Annotated in this window: 17 protein-coding genes and 1 pseudogene; 7 read left to right on the forward strand and 11 right to left on the reverse strand. The window is 72.3% G+C overall.

The window, feature by feature from the left end:
- Positions 1-153: 153 nt before the first annotated feature.
- Both IG99_RS11835 and IG99_RS11840 read right to left on the reverse strand, forming a co-directional pair.
- Entirely contained in the window at positions 154-882 is a 729-nt protein-coding gene (locus IG99_RS11835) for a type 1 glutamine amidotransferase (protein ID WP_037672649.1), read from the reverse strand.
- 20 nt (positions 883-902) lie between these two features.
- Complete coding sequence (locus tag IG99_RS11840) at positions 903-2,141, reverse strand: MurT ligase domain-containing protein (protein WP_037672650.1); 1,239 nt, start codon at positions 2,139-2,141, stop codon at positions 903-905.
- Positions 2,142-2,298: 157 nt separating this feature from the next.
- Here IG99_RS11840 and def point away from each other — a divergent pair, with 157 nt between their 5' ends.
- Positions 2,299-2,853, forward strand: coding sequence for a peptide deformylase (gene def, locus IG99_RS11845; protein WP_037672653.1), 555 nt, complete (start codon positions 2,299-2,301; stop codon positions 2,851-2,853).
- 79 nt (positions 2,854-2,932) lie between these two features.
- Here def and IG99_RS11850 read toward each other — a convergent pair whose 3' ends face one another.
- A complete protein-coding gene (locus IG99_RS11850) occupies positions 2,933-3,577 on the reverse strand; it encodes a TetR/AcrR family transcriptional regulator (protein WP_037672656.1) in 645 nt (214 codons plus the stop codon).
- A gap of 180 nt (positions 3,578-3,757) precedes the next feature.
- On the opposite strand from IG99_RS11850, the gene IG99_RS11855 reads away from it, so the two are divergent.
- The gene (locus IG99_RS11855; protein ID WP_037672659.1) at positions 3,758-4,984 is read left to right on the forward strand and encodes an acyl-CoA dehydrogenase family protein; all 1,227 of its coding nucleotides are present in this window, start codon (positions 3,758-3,760) and stop codon (positions 4,982-4,984) included.
- 72 nt (positions 4,985-5,056) lie between these two features.
- Here the strand turns inward: IG99_RS11855 and IG99_RS11860 are convergent, their stop codons facing one another.
- The 5 genes from IG99_RS11860 to IG99_RS11880 form a co-directional block, all read right to left on the reverse strand.
- Positions 5,057-5,293 carry a DUF6213 family protein gene (locus IG99_RS11860; RefSeq protein ID WP_037672660.1) on the reverse strand — a complete coding sequence of 79 codons (237 nt, stop codon included), beginning with the start codon at positions 5,291-5,293 and terminating at the stop codon, positions 5,057-5,059.
- A 25-nt stretch (positions 5,294-5,318) separates the two neighbouring features.
- Positions 5,319-6,704, reverse strand: coding sequence for an NADP-dependent succinic semialdehyde dehydrogenase (locus IG99_RS11865; RefSeq protein WP_037672662.1), 1,386 nt, complete (start codon positions 6,702-6,704; stop codon positions 5,319-5,321).
- A gap of 76 nt (positions 6,705-6,780) precedes the next feature.
- On the reverse strand, positions 6,781-7,245 hold the full coding sequence (locus IG99_RS11870; protein ID WP_037672664.1) for an NUDIX hydrolase: 465 nt from the start codon (positions 7,243-7,245) through the stop codon (positions 6,781-6,783).
- Between the two features lie 5 nt (positions 7,246-7,250).
- Positions 7,251-8,789 carry an ATP-dependent DNA ligase gene (locus IG99_RS11875; protein WP_037672666.1) on the reverse strand — a complete coding sequence of 513 codons (1,539 nt, stop codon included), beginning with the start codon at positions 8,787-8,789 and terminating at the stop codon, positions 7,251-7,253.
- Positions 8,790-8,832: 43 nt separating this feature from the next.
- Positions 8,833-9,762: an NAD(P)/FAD-dependent oxidoreductase gene (locus tag IG99_RS11880; RefSeq protein ID WP_037672981.1), complete on the reverse strand. Its 930-nt coding sequence runs from the start codon at positions 9,760-9,762 to the stop codon at positions 8,833-8,835.
- A 78-nt stretch (positions 9,763-9,840) separates the two neighbouring features.
- Here IG99_RS11880 and IG99_RS11885 point away from each other — a divergent pair, with 78 nt between their 5' ends.
- From IG99_RS11885 to IG99_RS11905, 5 genes are all read left to right on the forward strand, one after another.
- Positions 9,841-10,422: a helix-turn-helix domain-containing protein gene (locus IG99_RS11885; protein ID WP_037672983.1), complete on the forward strand. Its 582-nt coding sequence runs from the start codon at positions 9,841-9,843 to the stop codon at positions 10,420-10,422.
- A gap of 220 nt (positions 10,423-10,642) precedes the next feature.
- Complete coding sequence (locus IG99_RS11890) at positions 10,643-11,614, forward strand: NADPH:quinone oxidoreductase family protein (protein WP_037672668.1); 972 nt, start codon at positions 10,643-10,645, stop codon at positions 11,612-11,614.
- Positions 11,611-12,795, forward strand: coding sequence for an acyl-CoA dehydrogenase family protein (locus IG99_RS11895; RefSeq protein WP_037672671.1), 1,185 nt, complete (start codon positions 11,611-11,613; stop codon positions 12,793-12,795). The genes IG99_RS11890 and IG99_RS11895 overlap by 4 nt, the downstream gene beginning before the upstream one ends.
- A complete protein-coding gene (locus IG99_RS11900) occupies positions 12,792-13,901 on the forward strand; it encodes an acyl-CoA dehydrogenase family protein (protein ID WP_037672673.1) in 1,110 nt (369 codons plus the stop codon). Before IG99_RS11895 ends, IG99_RS11900 begins: the two co-directional genes overlap by 4 nt.
- 144 nt (positions 13,902-14,045) lie before the next feature.
- Positions 14,046-14,240, forward strand: coding sequence for a hypothetical protein (locus IG99_RS11905; RefSeq protein WP_037672675.1), 195 nt, complete (start codon positions 14,046-14,048; stop codon positions 14,238-14,240).
- A gap of 3 nt (positions 14,241-14,243) precedes the next feature.
- On the opposite strand, the gene IG99_RS11910 is transcribed toward IG99_RS11905, so the two are convergent.
- The 3 genes and pseudogenes from IG99_RS11910 to IG99_RS11915 form a co-directional block, all read right to left on the reverse strand.
- Positions 14,244-15,485: a phosphodiester glycosidase family protein gene (locus IG99_RS11910; RefSeq protein ID WP_037672677.1), complete on the reverse strand. Its 1,242-nt coding sequence runs from the start codon at positions 15,483-15,485 to the stop codon at positions 14,244-14,246.
- A 167-nt stretch (positions 15,486-15,652) separates the two neighbouring features.
- Positions 15,653-16,126, reverse strand: coding sequence for a GNAT family N-acetyltransferase (locus IG99_RS47545; RefSeq protein ID WP_234311829.1), 474 nt, complete (start codon positions 16,124-16,126; stop codon positions 15,653-15,655).
- 54 nt (positions 16,127-16,180) lie between these two features.
- Positions 16,181-17,347 (reverse strand): annotated as a pseudogene (locus tag IG99_RS11915) (bifunctional class I SAM-dependent methyltransferase/NUDIX hydrolase); the annotation flags it as partial.
- Between the last annotated feature and the right edge of the window lie 56 nt (positions 17,348-17,403).

The raw sequence follows: 17,403 nt of genomic DNA on the forward strand, positions 1-17,403 counted from the left end.
AGTGAGCCGGGAGCCGGACCGCGCTGTCCGGCTGGAATCCCGGCCACCCTACCGGCGGGTGGGGGGCACTCCCCATGGGGCGTCCGCCTGCTGGACGTGGCCGCACAGGTGAGCGGACAGGGCGTCAGGCGGGCTCACCGACGCCCCGTGTCGCTACGCGGGCTGCTGCGCGGCGGCGATGCGCTCGTTGCGCAGCGCCTCGTACCAGCGGTCGTCCGTCGGCGGCAGCGCGTTCACGTCCAGCGCCAGCTTCAGCAGCAGGTCCGCGATCAGCGGGTTGCGGGCCAGTACCGGGCCGTGCATGTACGTACCGAAGACGGTGTCGTTGTACGCGCCCTCCGTGCCGTCTCCCGTGCCGTTGCCCCTGCCGAACTGCACCCGGGCCAGCGGGCGGGCCGTGGGGCCGAGGTGGGTGATGCCCTGGTGGTTCTCGAAGCCGGTCAGCGGCGGGAGGCCCAGGCGCGGGTCGATGTCCGCGAGGACGTCACCGACGCAGCGCTCGCCCTCGCCCCGGGTCGTGGTCACGTCGAGCAGACCGAGGCCGGGCTCGCGCTGCCCGAGGTCGTTGACGAATTCCTGGCCGAGGATCTGGTAGCCGGCGCAGACCGCGAACACGATCGCGCCGTTCTGCACGGCCTGGTACAGGTGCCCGTCGCGGCGCAGCCGCTCGGCCGCGAGCCGCTGCGGGCGGTCCTCGCCGCCGCCGATCAGGTAGATGTCGCCCGAGGTCGGGATCGGCTGGTCGCTGCGCACGTCGAGCCGGGCCACGTCGAGGCCGCGCTGCCGGGCCCGGCGCTCCACGACGAGGACGTTGCCCTGGTCGCCGTACGTGCTGAGCAGGTCCGGGTAGACCCAGACCACCCGCAGCTGGTTGTCGCTCATGAGGTGTTCGTCCTTCGTGGTCAGTTGCCGACGCGGCGGCGCAGGTCCTGGAACGCGGTGTAGTTCGCGATGACCTCGATCCGGCCGGGCGGGCACATCTGCACGGCCTGGTCGACGTTCTCGCAAACCTGGAAGTGCTGGTTGGCGACCTCCAGACGCACCGCGAGGTCCAGCTTCCGGTCGCCGATGACGAAGATCGGGTGCCCGGTGAGGCGCGTGTAGTCGACGTCCCACAGCCAGGAGGTGTCGGTGCCGTCGGCGCCGCGCGCGTTCACCGAGAGGATGACCGGGGTGGGCGGCGGGTCGATCAGGGAGAACGTCTCCAGCCAGCCGGCCGGGTTCTTGGCCAGCAGGAGCCTGAGGTCACGGCCCTGGAACTGGACGACGTCGTAGCGACCGGCGACCGCCTGCACCTGGTACATGCGCTCCAGGGCGACCTGCGGCGGCACCCCGAACACGGCGGCGACGGCCGCGGAGGAGGCGGCGTTGGCCTTGTTGGCGCGCCCCGGCAGCTGGAGGTGGATCGGCCAGGCGGACCCGTGCGGGTCGAGGACGTGGTCCCCGGACAGCGCCCAGCTCGGTGTGGGCCGCCGGAACCCGCACTCACCGCAGAACCAGTCGTCGCCGGGCCGCTGCATCACACCACCGCAGGACGGGCAGGACCAGGCGTCGTCCTTCCACATCTGACCGGCGGCGACCCAGATCACGTTGGGGGAGGAGGAGGCGGCCCACACCACCAGCGGGTCGTCGCAGTTGGCCACGATCACGGCCTTCGACCCCGCGAGGCCCTCACGCCAGTTCTCGGCGAGCATGCGGGTCTCGGCGGCGCGGTCGAGCTGGTCCCGGGAGAGGTTGAGCAGCGCGATGCACTTCGGAGCGGTGTCCCGGGCCACACCCGCGAGGTACTTCTCGTCGACCTCGATGACGCCGTACCGGGCCTCCGAACCACCCGCGAGCGCCGAGGTGATGCCGGCGGGCATGTTGGCGCCGAGCGCGTTGGAGACGACCGGTCCCGCGGCGCGCAGGGCCTCGGCGATGAGGCGGGTGGTGGTGGTCTTGCCGTTGGTCGCCGAGACGAGGACGACGTCCAGGTTCTGGGCGAGCCGGGCCAGCAGGTCGGGGTCGAGCTTGAGCGCCACCCGGCCGCCGATCACCGAACCGCTGCCGCGCCCCGCGGCGCGGGACGCCGCAGCGACCGCCTTGCCCGCGGTCACGGCCAGCTTGGCCCGCGGCGTGAGCGGGTCCGAGTTGCCTGACATCAGTTCTCGATCCTCCTTGCGTACGCGCCGCGCCTGAAGCCTGACGGCAACGTGGTAGGTGGTCAGCCTATCGAGATCCCCTCGCACTCCCGAACCGCGGCACCACCTCACGCCCGTACGGCATGCGCGTGTCAGGGAGGACCGTACCCTTGCCGCCATGCGAAACGGCCAGATCCCCGGCGCCCGAGGGCGCGTCCGCCCCCTCACCCTCCTCGGCGACGCGGTCCTGCACGAGCCCTGCCGGGAGGTCACCGCGTTCGGCCCCGAACTGGGGGACCTGGTGGAGGACTTGTTCGCCACCATGTACGCCGCCCAGGGCGTGGGCCTGGCCGCCAACCAGATCGGCGAGCCCCTCCGCGTCTTCGTCTACGACTGCCCCGACGACGATGACGTCCGCCACCTGGGTCATGTGATCAACCCCCGCCTTGTCGAGGCCGACGGAGTCGTCATTCGAGGCCCCGAGGGCTGCCTTTCCCTACCGGGCCTGGAAGCCGGCACGGAACGCTACGACCACGCGGTCATCGAGGGCTTCACGATGACGGGGGACCGGCTGAGGGTCCACGGGACGGGCTGGTTCGCGAGGTGCTTGCAGCACGAGTACGACCACGTGGAGGGCACGATCTACGCCGACCACTTGAAGGGCTGGCGCCACCGCAGACTGATGCGACAAGCAGGGCGGGCTTCTTGGTACAGGGGAACCGTGCCTGCTTAGGGGCGCGGGGCTGTATCGATTTGCGGCTCCGCCGCGTGGGCGCGACCAGCCCCCACGACCCGCAGACGAGACACAACCCCTAGAAGCCGGGACCCCCTATCTTGTCCCCGGCCGCCGCAAGCCGACCCCACAACAGGTCAGCCAAACTCCGGACCAACTCCGCCCGAGAACAAGGGCGTTCGCCCAGCCACCAGTCCCCGGCAGCGTGCATCATCCCGACGATCCCATGCCCCCACACCCGCGCCAGCCGCTGTCCGCCCGGCCCGAGATCCAACCGGTCCTCGATGACCTGCGCCAGCTCCTCACCCATCCGACGGAGCAGCGGAGCGGAGTGCTTCCCCACGTCGAACCCCTGCTCCCCGCCCTGCCCGCCCTCGGACGGATGCATCAGGAAGCGGTACACCTGGGGCCGCGCCTCGATCGCCGCGAGGTACGTGTCGAGCGTCGCCTCCACCCGCTCCCGCCGGTCCGCGGGAGCGTCCAGTGCGGCCCGCAGCGAGTCCAGCAACGCGTCCGTGTGCCGTTTGGCCAACGCCGCGTAAAGTCCACCCTTGTCGCCGAAGTGGCGGTAGAGAATGGGCTTGGTGATACCCGCCTCGGCGGCGATCGCGTTCATCGAGGCCTGCGGGCCGTCACGCAGCACCACCCGGTCCGCGGCCTCCAGCAGCTCCCGACGCCGGCGGTCGGCGGAGCGCTGCTGCTCGGTCCGCTGCGTGGTGTCCATGGTCTCTCCCCACCCGTGCTGATTCGATGACGCCTGCGCAAACTAACACCTGACAGCAGCCTGACATCGAACGGGCTGCCGAGCTGCCGTCCGGAGTTGACTTTTCCTACCGACCGGTAACACACTCGTGTTACCGCAAGTAACATGCACGTTGACTCGTGCGCCGCCGCTGGAGGGGACATGGCCGAGTTCACCATGGAGCTCAACGACGAACAGAAGGAGGTCCGGGACTGGCTGCACGGCTTCGCCGCCGACGTCATCCGCCCCGCGGCCGCCGAATGGGACGAGCGTGAGGAGACTCCCTGGCCGGTCATCCAGGAGGCCGCCAAGGTCGGCATCTACTCCCTCGACTTCTACGCCCAGCAGTACTTCGACCCCACCGGCCTCGGCATACCCATGGCCATGGAGGAGCTGTTCTGGGGCGACGCGGGCATCGCCCTGTCGATCGTCGGCACCGGCCTCGCCGCCGTCGGCGTCCTCGCCAACGGCACCGAGGAGCAGATCGGCACCTGGATCCCCCAGATGTACGGCGACGCCAACGATGTCAAGGTCGCCGCGTTCTGCTCCTCCGAACCCGACGCCGGATCCGACGTCGCCTCCATGCGGACGCGCGCGGTGTACGACGAGGCCAAGGACGAGTGGGTGATCAACGGCACGAAGACGTGGGCGACCAACGGCGGCATCGCCAACGTCCACGTGGTCGTCGCGGTCGTCGATCCCGAGCTCGGCTCCAAGGGCCACGCCTCCTTCATCGTCCCGCCGAACACGCCCGGACTCGCCCAGGGCCAGAAGTTCAAGAAGCACGGCATCCGCGCCTCCCACACCGCGGAGGTCATCCTCGACAACGTGCGCGTCCCCGGCTCCTGCCTGCTCGGCGGCAAGGAGAAGCTGGACGAGCGCCTGGCGCGGGCCCGCGAGAAGGCCAAGCAGGGCGGTGAGCGCGTCAAGAACGCGGCGATGGCGACGTTCGAAGCGAGTCGCCCCGCGGTGGGGGCCATGGCGGTGGGTACGGCCCGTGCCGCGTACGAGGTGGCCCTCGACTACGCGAAGACCCGCGAGCAGTTCGGCCGGCCGATCATCGACAACCAGGGTGTGGCGTTCCAGCTGGCCGACATGCGCACGCAGGTCGACGCGGCGCGGCTGCTCGTCTGGCGTGCCTCCTGGATGGCGATCAGCGGCAAGGCGTTCACCGCGGCGGAGGGCTCGATGTCCAAGCTGTTCGCGAGTGAGACGGCGAAGAAGGTGACCGCGCAGGCGATCCAGATCCTCGGGGGCAACGGGTACACGCGCGAATACCCGGTGGAGCGGATGCACCGGGACGCGGCGATCTACACGATCTTCGAGGGCACGAGTGAGATCCAGCGACTGGTGATCGCGCGGACCCTGTCGGGGATGCCGATCCGCTAGCGCAGCGGCGGGGTGCTGCGCGATCCGGTCCGCGGGTCGTCCATGGCTGATCGCGCAGTTCCCCGCGCCCCGTCAGGGCGCGCCACCGCTGCTGTGCGCAATGCACGCGACGTCGATACGATCCGCCAGCTTCGCCAGCTCGATCGTCAACGCGGCGACCGTGTCCTCGTCCAGTCCCTCCGTCCCGGCCTCGACGAGATGCAGCCACCTCCCGCCCACCGTGCGGAGCAGCTTGCTCACGTCGGCGGCAGCCACCTGCAAGGTACCGCGGTCGTCGACGATCAGAGGCAGAGTCACTTCGCGGTTCACAGACGGGATCGTAGCCGCGGAAGCCTCACGCACCGTGCCAAACCGTGGTGATGTTGCAGAACTCCCGGATTCCGTGCCCGGACAGTTCACGGCCGTACCCGGACCGCTTCACACCGCCGAACGGGAGCGCCGGGTGGGAGGCGGTCATGCCGTTGACGAACACGCCGCCCGCCTCCAGGTCCTGGACGAAACGGTCGACCTCGGCCTCGTCCCGGGTCCAGACGTTGGAACTCAGGCCGAACGGGGAGTCGTTGGCGATCAGGATCGCCTCGTCCAGGTCGCCGGCGCGGTAGAGCGTGGCGACGGGGCCGAACGCCTCCTCGCGGTGGATGCGCATCTCGCGGTGGATGTCGGCGAGGACCGTCGGCGGGTAGTACCAGCCGGGTCCGTCCGGGCGTTCACCGCCGCACAGGACGGTCGCGCCCACGCGCTTGGCGTCGTCGACGAGTTCCTCCAGGTCGGTACGGCCCTGCTCGCTGGAGAGCGGCCCGACCTCCGTGTCCTCCTCCAGCGGGTCGCCGATCTTCAGCGCGTTCATGCGCTCGGCGAAACGCTCGGCGAAGGCGTCGTAGACGTCCGTGTGCACGATGAACCGCTTCGCGGCGATGCAGGACTGCCCGTTGTTCTGCACGCGGGCGGTCACCGCGACGTCGGCGGCGCGGTCGACGTCCGCCGAGGGCATGACGACGAAGGGGTCGCTGCCGCCCAGTTCCAGCACCGTCTTCTTGATCATGTCGCTGGCGGTGGAGGCGACCGCCCGGCCGGCGGGCTCGCTGCCGGTGAGGGTGGCGGCCTTCACGCGCTCGTCGCGCAGGATCTCGTCGACCGCGGCGGAACCGATGAGCAGCGTCTGGAAGCAGCCCTCCGTGAATCCGGCGCGGTGGAACAGGTCCTCCAGGTAGAGCGCGGTCTGCGGGACGTTGGACGCGTGCTTGAGCAGGCCGACGTTGCCTGCCATCAGCGCCGGCGCGGCGAAGCGGACCACCTGCCACAGCGGGAAGTTCCACGGCATCACCGCGAGCACCGGACCCAGCGGCCGGTAGCGGACCAGGGCGCGGGAGGCGCCGGAGTCCTTCACGTCCGCGTCGGCGGGCCTCTCGTCGGCGAGCAGTTCCTCGGCGTTCTCGGCGTACCAGCGCATCGCCTTGGCGCACTTGGCGGCCTCGGCGCGGGCCTGCTTGATCGGCTTGCCCATCTCGGTCGTCATGATCCGGGCGATCTCGTCCCGGTCCTCGTCGAGCAGCTCGGCCGCCCGGGTGAGCAGGCGGGCGCGCTCGGCGAAGCCGGTCGTGCGGTACGTGCGGAACGTGGCCTCGGCGAGCTGGAGCCGGCGTTCCAGCTCCTCCTCGCCCATGGCCTCGTACGTCTTGAGCGTCTCACCGTTCGCCGGGTTCACCGTCGCGATGGGCATGACCGACCTCCCTGAAGACCCGCTGTGCTTCGACCTTCCCGCGCGGCGCCGGGGACCGCAACGCGGGGTTATCTGCTCAGGCCGAGTGCTCCGCCAGGCGGTCGAGAAACGCGGACTGGGCGGTGACGATCACCTCGCGCGCCCGGTCCAGGCCGAGCCACTCCACCCGGTCCAGCTCCGGGAACTCCTGGACCCGTCCCGACTTCGGCGGCCACTCCATCCGGAACGTGCCGGGGACCACGGTCGCCGGGTCGAGGTCGGCCTCGATCGCCCACGCCGTGACGATCTTGCCGTTGGTCTGCCGGACCTCCCCGAGCGCTACGGCGTCGCCGTCGGGCGGGGCGAGGCCCAGCTCCTCCTGGAATTCGCGGCGGGCCGCGTCCCAGGCGGGCTCGTCGGGCTCGTACTCGCCCTTCGGCACCGTCCAGGCGCCCGCGTCGCGCCGCGCGAAGAACGGGCCGCCCATGTGGCCCAGCAACACCTGAAGGCCGTCGTCGGTGTGCCGGAACAGCAGCAGACCCGCGCTGCGCTTCCCTGTCATGTCCCTCACGTACGCACCTCCGGGTGGGCGGCGAACAGGCTCTCCACGGTGTCCGCGTCCTCCGGGCGCTTGTCCTCGCGGTAGCGGACCACGCGAGCGAAGCGGAGGGCGACGCCGGCCGGGTAGCGGGTGGAGCGTTGCAGGCCGTCGTAGGCGATCTCGACGACGAGTTCGGGGCGTACGGTCACCACCCAGCCGTCGTCCTCGACGGCCAGTCCCTGGAAATACTCGGTCTGCCAGTCGAGCATCGCGTCGGTCATGCCCTTGAAGGTCTTGCCGAGCATGGCGAAGCCACCGTCGGCGGTGCGGGCGCCCAGGTGCAGGTTGGAGAGCTTGCCGGTGCGGCGGCCGTGGCCGCGTTCGACGGCCAGGACGATCAGGTCGAGGGTGTGCACGGGCTTGACCTTCAGCCAGGACGCCCCGCGCCTGCCCGCGCTGTAGGCGGCGTCCAGGGCCTTGATCACCACGCCCTCGTGGCCGCGCTCCAGCGTCCCGGCGAGGAACTCCTCCGCCACCGCAACGTCCTCGGGCCCGTTCACCAGTGCCCGCCGCACCCGCATCGGCTCCGGGACCAGCCGTGCCAGCTCCGCGTGCCGCTCGGCGAAGGGCAGGTCCAGCAGGTCGCGGCCCTCGACGGAGAGCGCGTCGAAGAAGACGGGGGAGACGGGGACCGCCTCGGCGGCCGTCGTCACGTCCACCCGTGAGCCGACACGCCCGGCGGTCTCCTGGAACGAGCGGGGCCGCCCCCTGTCGTCGAAGGCGATGACCTCGCCGTCCAGGATGAAGCGTTCACCTCGCAGCTCCAGTGCCGCCGAGGTCAGTTCCGGCAGACGGTCGGTGATGTCGTCCAGGGTGCGGGTGTACAGGCGCACGTCGTCGCCCTCGCGGTGCACCTGGACGCGGATGCCGTCCAGCTTCTCCTCGACCGCGCAGGCGCCGAGCTTCTCGACCGCCTCCGCGACCGACGAGGCGCTGTGCGCGAGCATGGGCAGCACCGGGCGGCCGACGGTGAGACGGAACCGCTCCAGGGTCGGCGGCCCCTCGCCGAGCAGGGCCCGCGCGACCTCCTGGAGCGAACCGGCGAGCATCACCGCCCGCCGTACGTCCGCCGAGGCCGCCCCGGTCGCCTGCGCCAGCCCCTCCACGGCGAGCGCGTCCAGGGCGCCCTGGCGGACCTCACCGGTGAGCAGGCCGAGCAGGAAGCGCTGCTCGTCCTCGGTGGACAGCCCCATCAACTCGCCAACCAAGCGCGCGCGTTCGGCCTGCGAACCGGGGCCGGTGACCTTGCCCAGCTCGGTGAGCCGGGCGTCCACCTCGCGCACCGTCAGCGTCGGCCCGGCCGCCGGTTCGACGGGGCGGCCGAGCACCTTCCAGCCGACGCCGATCCGGCCCTGCGGGAGTCTGCCCGCCAGATACGGGATGACGATCGGAGCGTCGTCGGCGTCCGCGTCCCGGAACAGCTCGGCGAGCAGCGCGATCTTGCGGGAGCGCGCCGAGGTGGCGGCGACCTCCCGGGACACCTGGGCGAGCCGGGTCAGCAGCATGCAGTCATGGTGCACCGGAGGCGGGCGGTCCACACCCGGACGTCTACAGATGAACAGCCGCGTCGAGATCGCTCATCAGCAGCTCCCCGTTGATCGTGGCCCCGGCCCGGTAGCCGCCGGCCGCCGCGTTCACCACCTGCTCGGCGAAGCCCATCGCGTTGCCCACCGCCCACACCCCGGGCACACTCGTCAGGCCCGTCTCGTCCACCACCGGGTACGCGCCGAACGGGGTCTCGCGCAGCTCGGCCCCCAGCCGCAGCAGGAGAGCGGTCTGCGGCACGGCACGCGGCGCGACGAACACCACCGCACGCTCGTGGACCGTACCGTCGGCGAGCCGGACCCCGGTGAGCCGGTCGTCCTCGGCCACCACCTCCGCGACCTCGCCGGCCACCACCTTCACCCCGGCCGCGGCGAGCCGGCGCAGATCGTCGTCCGCGAGCTCCTCCTCGGTGACCGTGTGCAGGAAGAACGTCACGTCGCCGGACCACTGGGAGACCATCAGCGCCTGGTGGACGCTCAGCGCGGACGTGGCCAGCACGCCGAAGGCCCGGTCCCGCACCTCCCAGCCGTGGCAGTACGGGCAGTGCAGCACGTCCCGCCCGAAGCGCTCGGCGACTCCCGCCACCGGCGGAAGCTCGTCCCTGAGGCCGGTGGCGACGACGATCCGACGGGCGCGCACGGTACGGCCACCGGCCAGGACCACGGCGAAGTCGTCCCCCTTGTCGATGTCCACCACCCGGTCCCGCACCAGCTCGACGCCGTAGCGCGCGATCTCCTCGCGGCCGACCGCCAGGAACTCGGCGGGCGGCATGCCGTCGCGGGACAGGTAGCCGTGCATGTGCGCGGCGGGCGCGTTGCGCGGCTCGCCCGCGTCGACCACCAGCGTCCGGCGCCGGGCCCGGCCGAGGACCAGCGCGGCGGACAGTCCGGCCGCGCCCCCTCCGACGACGACCACTTCGTACGTATCGGTCATGGTGACCACCTCCACGGACAACATCGCCCGGACGCTGCCGTATTGACAAACCTCTTTGCCGAAACTGCAATGCTGCTCATGAGTGAGGACGGTATGGACGAGGTGCTCGCCGAGGTCGGTCCGCGGCTGCGGAGGATCCGCAAGGAGCGGGGCGCCACGCTCGCCGGGCTGTCGGAGGCGACCGGCATCTCGGTGAGCACGCTCTCGCGGCTGGAGTCCGGCCTGCGCAAACCCAGTCTGGAGCTGCTGCTGCCCATCGCGCGAGCGCACGAGGTGGCGCTGGACGAACTGGTGGGCGCTCCGCCGGTGCGGGATCCGCGGGTGCGGGCCGAGCCGATCGTCCGGCACGGGCGCACCTACTGGCCGCTCACCCGCCAACCCGGTGGACTCCAGGCGTACAAGGTGCTCGTACCGCGGCGGCAGGAGGAGCCGGAACCCCGGGTTCACGAGGGGTACGAGTGGCTCTACGTCCTCTCGGGGCGGCTGCGGATCGTGCTGGGAGAGCACGACGTGGTGCTCGCCGCGGGGGAGGCGGCCGAGTTCGACACCCGTGTTCCGCACTGGTTCGGCTCGACGGGGGAGGGGCCGGCGGAGTTCCTCAGTCTCTTCGGGCCGCAGGGGGAGCGGATGCACGTGCGGGCGAAGCCCAAGCGATCGTGACGGACGTGACTCTTCCGTGGCAGGCTGTTCCCTGATCGGCAAGCGACCGCTTAGTATGCGAACGACCCCGGTCAGGCGACGTACGTGAGCCGAAGGGGCGCGCCGGTGTCGAGAGATCGAGCGCGCGGAGCCCCGCAGGCTGAGCACGATCGGGCTCTCGACACCGGCTGAAAGCGCCCCTGAGGCGAACAATTCAGACACAGTCCCGTGGAGGCTCCGCATGCAGGCATGGCAGGTGCACGAGAACGGCGAGCCGAGTGAGGTGATGCGTCTGGCGGACGTGGCGCGTCCCGAGCCCGGCGACGGCCAGGTCCTGCTGAGGGTGCGCGCCGCGAACATCAACTTCCCGGACGTGCTGATGTGCCGGGGCCACTACCAGGTCCGGCCCCCGCTGCCCTTCACGCCCGGCGTGGAGATCTGCGGCGAGACCGAGGACGGCCGCCGGGTGATCGCCAACCCGGCGCTGCCCCACGGCGGCTTCGCGGAGTACGCCGTCGCGGACGCCGCCGCGCTGCTGCCCGCCCCCGACGCGCTGGACGACGCCGAGGCGGCCGCCCTGCACATCGGGTACCAGACGGGCTGGTTCGGCCTGCACCGCAGGGCCCGCCTCGAAGCCGGCGAGACACTGCTCGTCCACGCTGCCGCAGGAGGGGTCGGCAGCGCGGCCGTGCAGCTCGGAAAGGCGGCCGGGGCCACCGTCATCGGTGTCGTCGGCGGCGCCGGCAAGGCGGCCGTCGCCCGCGAGCTGGGCTGCGACGTCGTCGTCGACCGGCGCGCCGAGGACGTCGTCGCCGCGGTCAAGGAGGCCACCGGCGGTCGCGGCGCCGACGTGATCTACGACCCGGTCGGCGGCGACGCCTACACCCAGTCCACCAAGGTCGTCGCCTTCGAGGGCCGGATCGTCGTCGTGGGCTTCGCGAGCGGCACCATCCCCAGCCCGGGCCTCAACCACGCCCTGGTGAAGAACTACGCCATCCTCGGCCTGCACTGGGGCCTGTACAACACCAAGAACCCCAAGCTGGTCCAGCACTGCCACGAGCAGCTCACCGAGCTGGCCACCCGGGGCGCGATCAAGCCGCTGGTGAGCGAGCGCGTACCGCTGGACGAGGCGGCCGCGGCCGTGCAGCGGGTCGGCGACGGTGTCACCACCGGCCGGGTCGCCGTCGTACCGCAGAACGGAGCCGCCGCATGACCGACGCATCCGAACTCAAGCGCCGCACAGCCGAGTTGCTGGCCGCGCATCCGCCCGCCACGACGGAACGGACGGACTTCCTGAGGGCCCGCTTCGACGCCGGACTGGCCTGGGTCCACTACCCCGAGGGCCTCGGCGGCCTCGGCGCCCCGCGCTCTCTCCAGGCCGTGGTGGACGCCGAGCTGGAGACCGCGGGCGCCCCCGACAACGACCCGCGGCGCATCGGCATCGGCCTCGGCATGGCCGCGCCGACGATCCTGAAGTACGGCACCGAGGAGCAGAAGCAGCGCTTCCTGCGGCCCCTGTGGGTGGGGGAGGAGGTCTGGTGCCAGCTGTTCAGCGAGCCCGGCGCCGGGTCCGACCTCGCGGCGCTCGGCACCCGCGCCGTGCGGGAGAGTGGGGGAGGCTGGGTCGTCAACGGGCAGAAGGTGTGGACGTCCAGCGCCCACCTCGCCCGCTGGGCCATCCTCATCGCCCGCACCGACCCGGACGTGCCCAAGCACGCCGGCATCACCTACTTCCTCTGCGACATGACCGACCCGGGCGTCGAGGTGCGCCCGCTGCGCCAGGTCACCGGCGAGGCGGAGTTCAACGAGGTCTTCCTCACCGACGTGCGCATCCCCGACTCCCGCCGTCTCGGCGACGTCGGCGACGGCTGGCGGGTCGCCCAGACCACCCTCATGAACGAGCGCGTCGCCATCGGCGGCATGCGGCTGCCCCGCGAGGGCGGCATGATCGGCCCCGTCTCGAAGACCTGGCGCGAACGCCCCGAACTGCGCACCCACGACCTGCATCAGCGGCTGCTGACCCTCTGGGTCGACGCCGAGGTCGCCCGTCTCACCGGCGAACGCCTGCGCCAGCAGCTCGTCGCCGGCCAGCCCGGCCACGAGGGCTCCGGCATGAAGCTCGCCTTCGCCCGCCTCAACCAGGAGATCAGCGGCCTGGAAGTGGAACTCCGCGGCGAAGAGGGCCTGTTGTACGACGACTGGACCATGCGCCGCCCGGAACTGGTGGACTTCACCGGCCGCGACGCCGGCTACCGCTACCTGCGCTCCAAGGGCAACAGCATCGAGGGCGGGACCACCGAGGTCCTGCTGAACATCGTCGCCGAGCGCGTCCTTGGCCTGCCCGCCGAGCCGCGCACCGACAAGGACGTCGCCTGGAAGGACCTCGCCCGATGACCGATCTTCTCTACTCCGAGGAGGAAGAGGCCCTCCGCGCCGCCGTCCGCGACCTGCTCACGGACCACTGCGACGCGCCGGGCGTGATCGCCCGCACCGAGTCGGACACCCCGCACGACCGGGAGGCGTGGAAGGCGCTGGCCGACGGCATGGGCCTGGCGGGCCTCCTGGTGCCGGAGTCCCTCGGCGGCCAGGGCGCCTCGCACCGCGAAGTCGCCGTCGTCCTGGAGGAGCTGGGGCGCTCGGTCGCTCCCGTGCCCTACCTGACGAGCGCGGTCGTCGCCACCGAGGCCCTGCTGGCCTTCCCCCACTCTCGGCTCCGCTCGAGCGGGGGGACCCCCATCGCCGACGACCTCCTCACCGAGCTGGCCTCCGGCCGGCGCGTCGGTGCCCTCGCCGTCGCCCTGAACGTCGCTCCGGGCGGCGCCCACCAGGCCGTACGCCATGAAGGCGGGGCCCTGCGCGGTGAGTTGACCGGCATCGCGGACGCCGCTGCCGCCGACGTACTGCTCGTACCGGCGGACGACGGCGGGCTGTACGCGGTCGAGGCCGACGCCGTGACCGTCACCCCACAGGTCTCCCTCGACCAGACCCGCCCGCTCGCCACCGTCACCCTCGACGGCGCCCCCGGCCGTCGGCTCGGCGACGCCGGGCCCGCGGTCCGCCGTGCCCTGCGCGCCGGGGCAGGGCTGCTCGCCTCCGAGCAACTCGGCCTCGCGGACTGGACGTTGACGGAGACCGTGCGCTACCTCAAGGAGCGCAAGCAGTTCAACCGGCCCGTCGGCGGCTTCCAGGCCCTCAAGCACCGGCTCGCCCAGCTCTGGCTGGAGGTCGTCAACCTCCGCGCCGCCGCCCGCAACGCCGCCGACGCGCTCGCCACGGGTGAGGACGTGGAGGTGGCGGTCGCCGTCGCCCAGGCCTACGCGGCACGGGTCGCCGTCCACGCGGCCGAGGAGGCGCTGCAACTGCACGGCGGCATCGGCATGACCTGGGAGCACCCGGTCCACCTCTACCTGAAGCGCGCCAAGGCCGACTCGATCGCGTACGGCACGGCGGGCGCCCATCGCGCCGCACTGGCCGAACTGGTCGACCTGCAAGCACCCTGACCGTCACCCGGAGACGTTCCTGGACGCGCACCGGTCGTGTGACACCACTCGATCGGCGGACAGGTCTGCCACCCGGGCAAACCCTCCGCTACGCCACACTTGCGGCCGAACGCCGCGAAGCGGACGTGGCGGAGGAGGTTGACGATGGCCGTTTCCATCTCTGTGGTGCTGCTGCTCGCTGTCCTGGCGGTGATCTTCCTGCGCAACGGTGGGCTGAAGATCTCCCACGCCCTGGTCTGTCTGCTGCTCGGCTTCTACCTCGCGAGCACCAGCGTCGCTCCCACCATCCACAGCGGCATCACCGCGACCGCCGACATCGTGAGCAGTCTGCGGCCGTGAGGGTCACCCGGCGGCGAAGACCCCGATGCCGTTCGCGACCGGGCGCTCCGCGCCGCCGGAGGGATGGTTGCGCACCGAGACCGTACCGGCGCCCGAGGAGCGGGTGACCAACGTCGTGGAGCCCCCGCCGTCCAGGTTGAAGGCGTCGACCGCGCCCAGGTCGCGCAGGGCGTCCGCCACTTCGGCGACCGTCAGACCGCTGCGGTACTCGGGCGCCCCGTCCAGCGCGAACAGCAGCACGCCCCGGCCGCCCTCGGTGATGCCCACGGCGGTGCGCACGGCCGCGGCCGACGCGTCGAGACCGGGCAGCGGCCGGCCGCCCCGCAGGACCGGGAACCCGCCGATGGCGAAGCTGTACGACGCCGACGTCGCCACGAGCTGGTGCCGCACCCGCACCGACTCCCCGGCGAAGAACTTGCGCAGCCGCTGGGCGCCCGCCTCCCGGCCGACGAGCACGGTGGTCCCGGCGGCGATGGCGCCGCCGCCGGGGCTGTCGGCGGTGGACACCACCCGGCCGTCCCTGACCGTCACTTCGAAGGTGTCGGTGCTGCACGGCGCGCCCCGGTCGCCGTCCGTGCCGCACGTGGCACGCACCCGGGAGGCGCTGCCCCACTCCGTGGTGAACGCGCCGACGGAACCCACGGGCAGCGCGTACTGGTTGAGCCCGCCGAGCGCGAACTCACCTTCCGGCGTGGTGACCGATCCGTCGAGGGTCAGCCGGTCCAGGCGGGCGCGGTGATCGGTGCCGACGCCCAGCACATCCCGGGTGGTGGCGCCCGACGGCAGCGCTGGTCCGAAGCGCTGGCCCTTCGGCACGGCCGCCTTCAGCACGTGGCCGTCCGCGATCGCCGGGCCCACGCTCGCGCCGGTCGCCTCGACGCCGGGGTGCTGGGTCTCGGAGATGTTGAAGAAGTCGCCGTTGACGCCGCCGAGCGCCTGCTGGGTGTCCGCCAGCCGCGAGACGGTGGCCCGGGCGGCCACCTTCCCCGGGTACAGCAGACCCAGACGCACCCTGGAGTCGGTCAGGTCGACGCTCAGCACATGGGCGCGCGTCGGACCCTTGCTCCCCTGGATGTCGAGCTGCCGGTAGACCACGCCGGGCGCGATCAGGGTGCCGCTCCGCGCGGCGCCGGCCGGTCCCGCGCCCACCAGGGCCGCACCGGCCAGCGTGCCGAGGGCCGTGAGCACGGTGAGGACCGCCCTGCCCGTTCTGCCCGCTCCGAGTCGTTCTTGACAACGCGTCACCGCTCCCCCTGAGGTCTCGTCACCTGCCGCAGGACTCGGAGGAAGTGCATCAGAGGACGAGTCTCGACGGGACGACAGCGCGGCGGACTGCACAAGAACGGGTGAAAACCGATCGAAATAGGCGTGGGCGCCGCTGAGCTGATCGGCCCTCAGCGGCGGGCCTGCTTCTACCGGGAGGGCGCCGCGTAACAGCGGAGGGAGACCGCCCGTTCGGGGCCCCAGAGCTGTTCGACCACGTCCAGCAGCTCCCACCCCAGCCGCTCGTAGAGCGCCGTCGCCGCGGTGTCGGTCGCGACGACGTCCAGCACCGGATGCAGGCCCCGCGCGGACGCCTCACGCGCCGCCCGTTCCATCAGCGCCGCCCCGATGCCGCGCCCGCGCGCGGCGGGGGAGACGAACAGCCGGTTGACCACGGCGGCCGCCCCGGCGCCCGGCCGGCGGGCGCTCCACAGGCCGGGCGCCACGTCGCCCTCCTCGCTGTGCGACAGCACCACATGCCCGACGACCCGCCCGTCCAGCTCCGCCACCCACGCGGACAGCAGCGAGCGGGGCGTGAGCCAGTCGGCGGGCCGGGCGGGCCAGTCCATCGGATAACCGTCGTCCTCGTGGACCGCCGCGAGGACGGCGACGCAGTCGGCCATGTCGTCCGTCGTGCGGGGCCGCACCCGTGGTGTCGGGGCGGAGGGCGGCGCCTCCGCGTACGGCGTGAAGTGCGCGGGCGCGTGGTCGATCGGGAGGTCGGGACGCCAGGCGGTGAGGGCCTGGGCGCTGCACACGAACAGGGCGGGCGGGAGCTGCTCCAGGGGGTACCAGCGCCAGTCACCGACGCTCTCCCCGGGCTGGTCGGCCGGCTCGCCGCGCCAGTCGGTGACCTCGGCGGCCACGGTCACCCGGACGACGTCGTCGACGTGGTCGAGGAGCGTCCCCAGCAGGCGTACGTCGGACGGCTCGGCCCGCAGCCCGGTCTCCTCGCGCAGCTCACGCACGACCGTCTCCTGGAGCGTCTCACCGGGCTCCGCCTTCCCGCCGGGCAGTTCCCAGGTGCCCCGCCGGTGGCGGCCCAGGAGCAGGCCGCGGGGGCCGTACAGGATGGGTGCCACACCGAGGGTCGCGTGCGCCTGGGGAGGCAGGGAGGTGCGGGGCCGGGAGGCGACGCGGGCGGGGCGGCGGGCCCGGAAGACGCGGTAGGAGGCGTGGTTGCCGGGCTCCGGGGAGTCCACCGCGTGCACGTCGTCGAGCCGCAGCCCGTGTTCGGCGAGCAGCTCCTCCCACAGCTCCGGGGCGAGCACCCACATGTGCACGGCGGTGTCGCCGCCCCCGGCGAAGCGCAGGACCTCGGGCCGGGACAGCACCTCGGAGGACGGCCCGTCGCCGCGCGAGCTGGTGTGCAGCGCGGAGAAGCACAGCGTCCCGCCGGGCGTCAGCGCGGTGGCGAGGGCGGGCAGCAGACGGCGGGGATCGATGAACGGGACGCCGTTGACGGAGTAGATCACGTCGTACGGCGCCGCCGTCCTCAGGTGCGCGACCGCGTCGGCCCGGACGAGGTGCAGCCCGGGCAGCGAGCCGTACCGTGCCCGGGCTCGTTCGAACTGGCTCGGCGAGGCGTCCACCGCGTCCACCCGGGCGCCGTGGGCGCGGACGAGGTGGGCGGCGTGCCGGGCCGTGCCGCAGCCCAGGTCGAGGACCCGGCGGCCCGACAGTTCGCCGAGGATGCCGGCGTCGGGCCCGGTGTCCGGGACGCCCCAGTCGATCCGTTCCGCCTCGGCCAGGACCGTGCCCCGCCTCAGATGGTGTGTCCCGTAGGCCTCCCAGGCACCGGAGTTGACGGACTCCGGGGCGTCCGGATGGAGGGGCTGCGGCATGGTGATACCTCCGGGGCGGGGCCGTGTGTGTCAACGGCCCATGATCGCCCCTGGGC

The sequence above is a fragment of the Streptomyces griseus subsp. griseus genome (assembly GCF_000720255.1).
Classification (GTDB): domain Bacteria; phylum Actinomycetota; class Actinomycetes; order Streptomycetales; family Streptomycetaceae; genus Streptomyces; species Streptomyces griseus_I.

Excerpts from the sequence above, each read along its gene's own strand:
- IG99_RS11895 (WP_037672671.1), top strand. The coding sequence starts at position 11,611 with ATGACCGACGCATCCGAACTCAAGCGCCGCACAGCCGAGTTGCTGGCC.
- IG99_RS11900 (WP_037672673.1), top strand. The coding sequence starts at position 12,792 with ATGACCGATCTTCTCTACTCCGAGGAGGAAGAGGCCCTCCGCGCCGCC.
- IG99_RS11880 (WP_037672981.1), bottom strand. The coding sequence starts at position 9,762 with ATGACCGATACGTACGAAGTGGTCGTCGTCGGAGGGGGCGCGGCCGGA.
- IG99_RS11870 (WP_037672664.1), bottom strand. The coding sequence starts at position 7,245 with ATGACAGGGAAGCGCAGCGCGGGTCTGCTGCTGTTCCGGCACACCGAC.
- def (WP_037672653.1), top strand. The coding sequence starts at position 2,299 with ATGCGAAACGGCCAGATCCCCGGCGCCCGAGGGCGCGTCCGCCCCCTC.
- IG99_RS11875 (WP_037672666.1), bottom strand. The coding sequence starts at position 8,789 with ATGCTGCTGACCCGGCTCGCCCAGGTGTCCCGGGAGGTCGCCGCCACC.
- IG99_RS11850 (WP_037672656.1), bottom strand. The coding sequence starts at position 3,577 with ATGGACACCACGCAGCGGACCGAGCAGCAGCGCTCCGCCGACCGCCGG.
- IG99_RS11855 (WP_037672659.1), top strand. The coding sequence starts at position 3,758 with ATGGCCGAGTTCACCATGGAGCTCAACGACGAACAGAAGGAGGTCCGG.
- IG99_RS11890 (WP_037672668.1), top strand. The coding sequence starts at position 10,643 with ATGCAGGCATGGCAGGTGCACGAGAACGGCGAGCCGAGTGAGGTGATG.
- IG99_RS11840 (WP_037672650.1), bottom strand. The coding sequence starts at position 2,141 with ATGTCAGGCAACTCGGACCCGCTCACGCCGCGGGCCAAGCTGGCCGTG.
- IG99_RS11905 (WP_037672675.1), top strand. The coding sequence starts at position 14,046 with ATGGCCGTTTCCATCTCTGTGGTGCTGCTGCTCGCTGTCCTGGCGGTG.
- IG99_RS11865 (WP_037672662.1), bottom strand. The coding sequence starts at position 6,704 with ATGCCCATCGCGACGGTGAACCCGGCGAACGGTGAGACGCTCAAGACG.
- IG99_RS11885 (WP_037672983.1), top strand. The coding sequence starts at position 9,841 with ATGAGTGAGGACGGTATGGACGAGGTGCTCGCCGAGGTCGGTCCGCGG.
- IG99_RS47545 (WP_234311829.1), bottom strand. The coding sequence starts at position 16,126 with ATGGCCGACTGCGTCGCCGTCCTCGCGGCGGTCCACGAGGACGACGGT.
- IG99_RS11835 (WP_037672649.1), bottom strand. The coding sequence starts at position 882 with ATGAGCGACAACCAGCTGCGGGTGGTCTGGGTCTACCCGGACCTGCTC.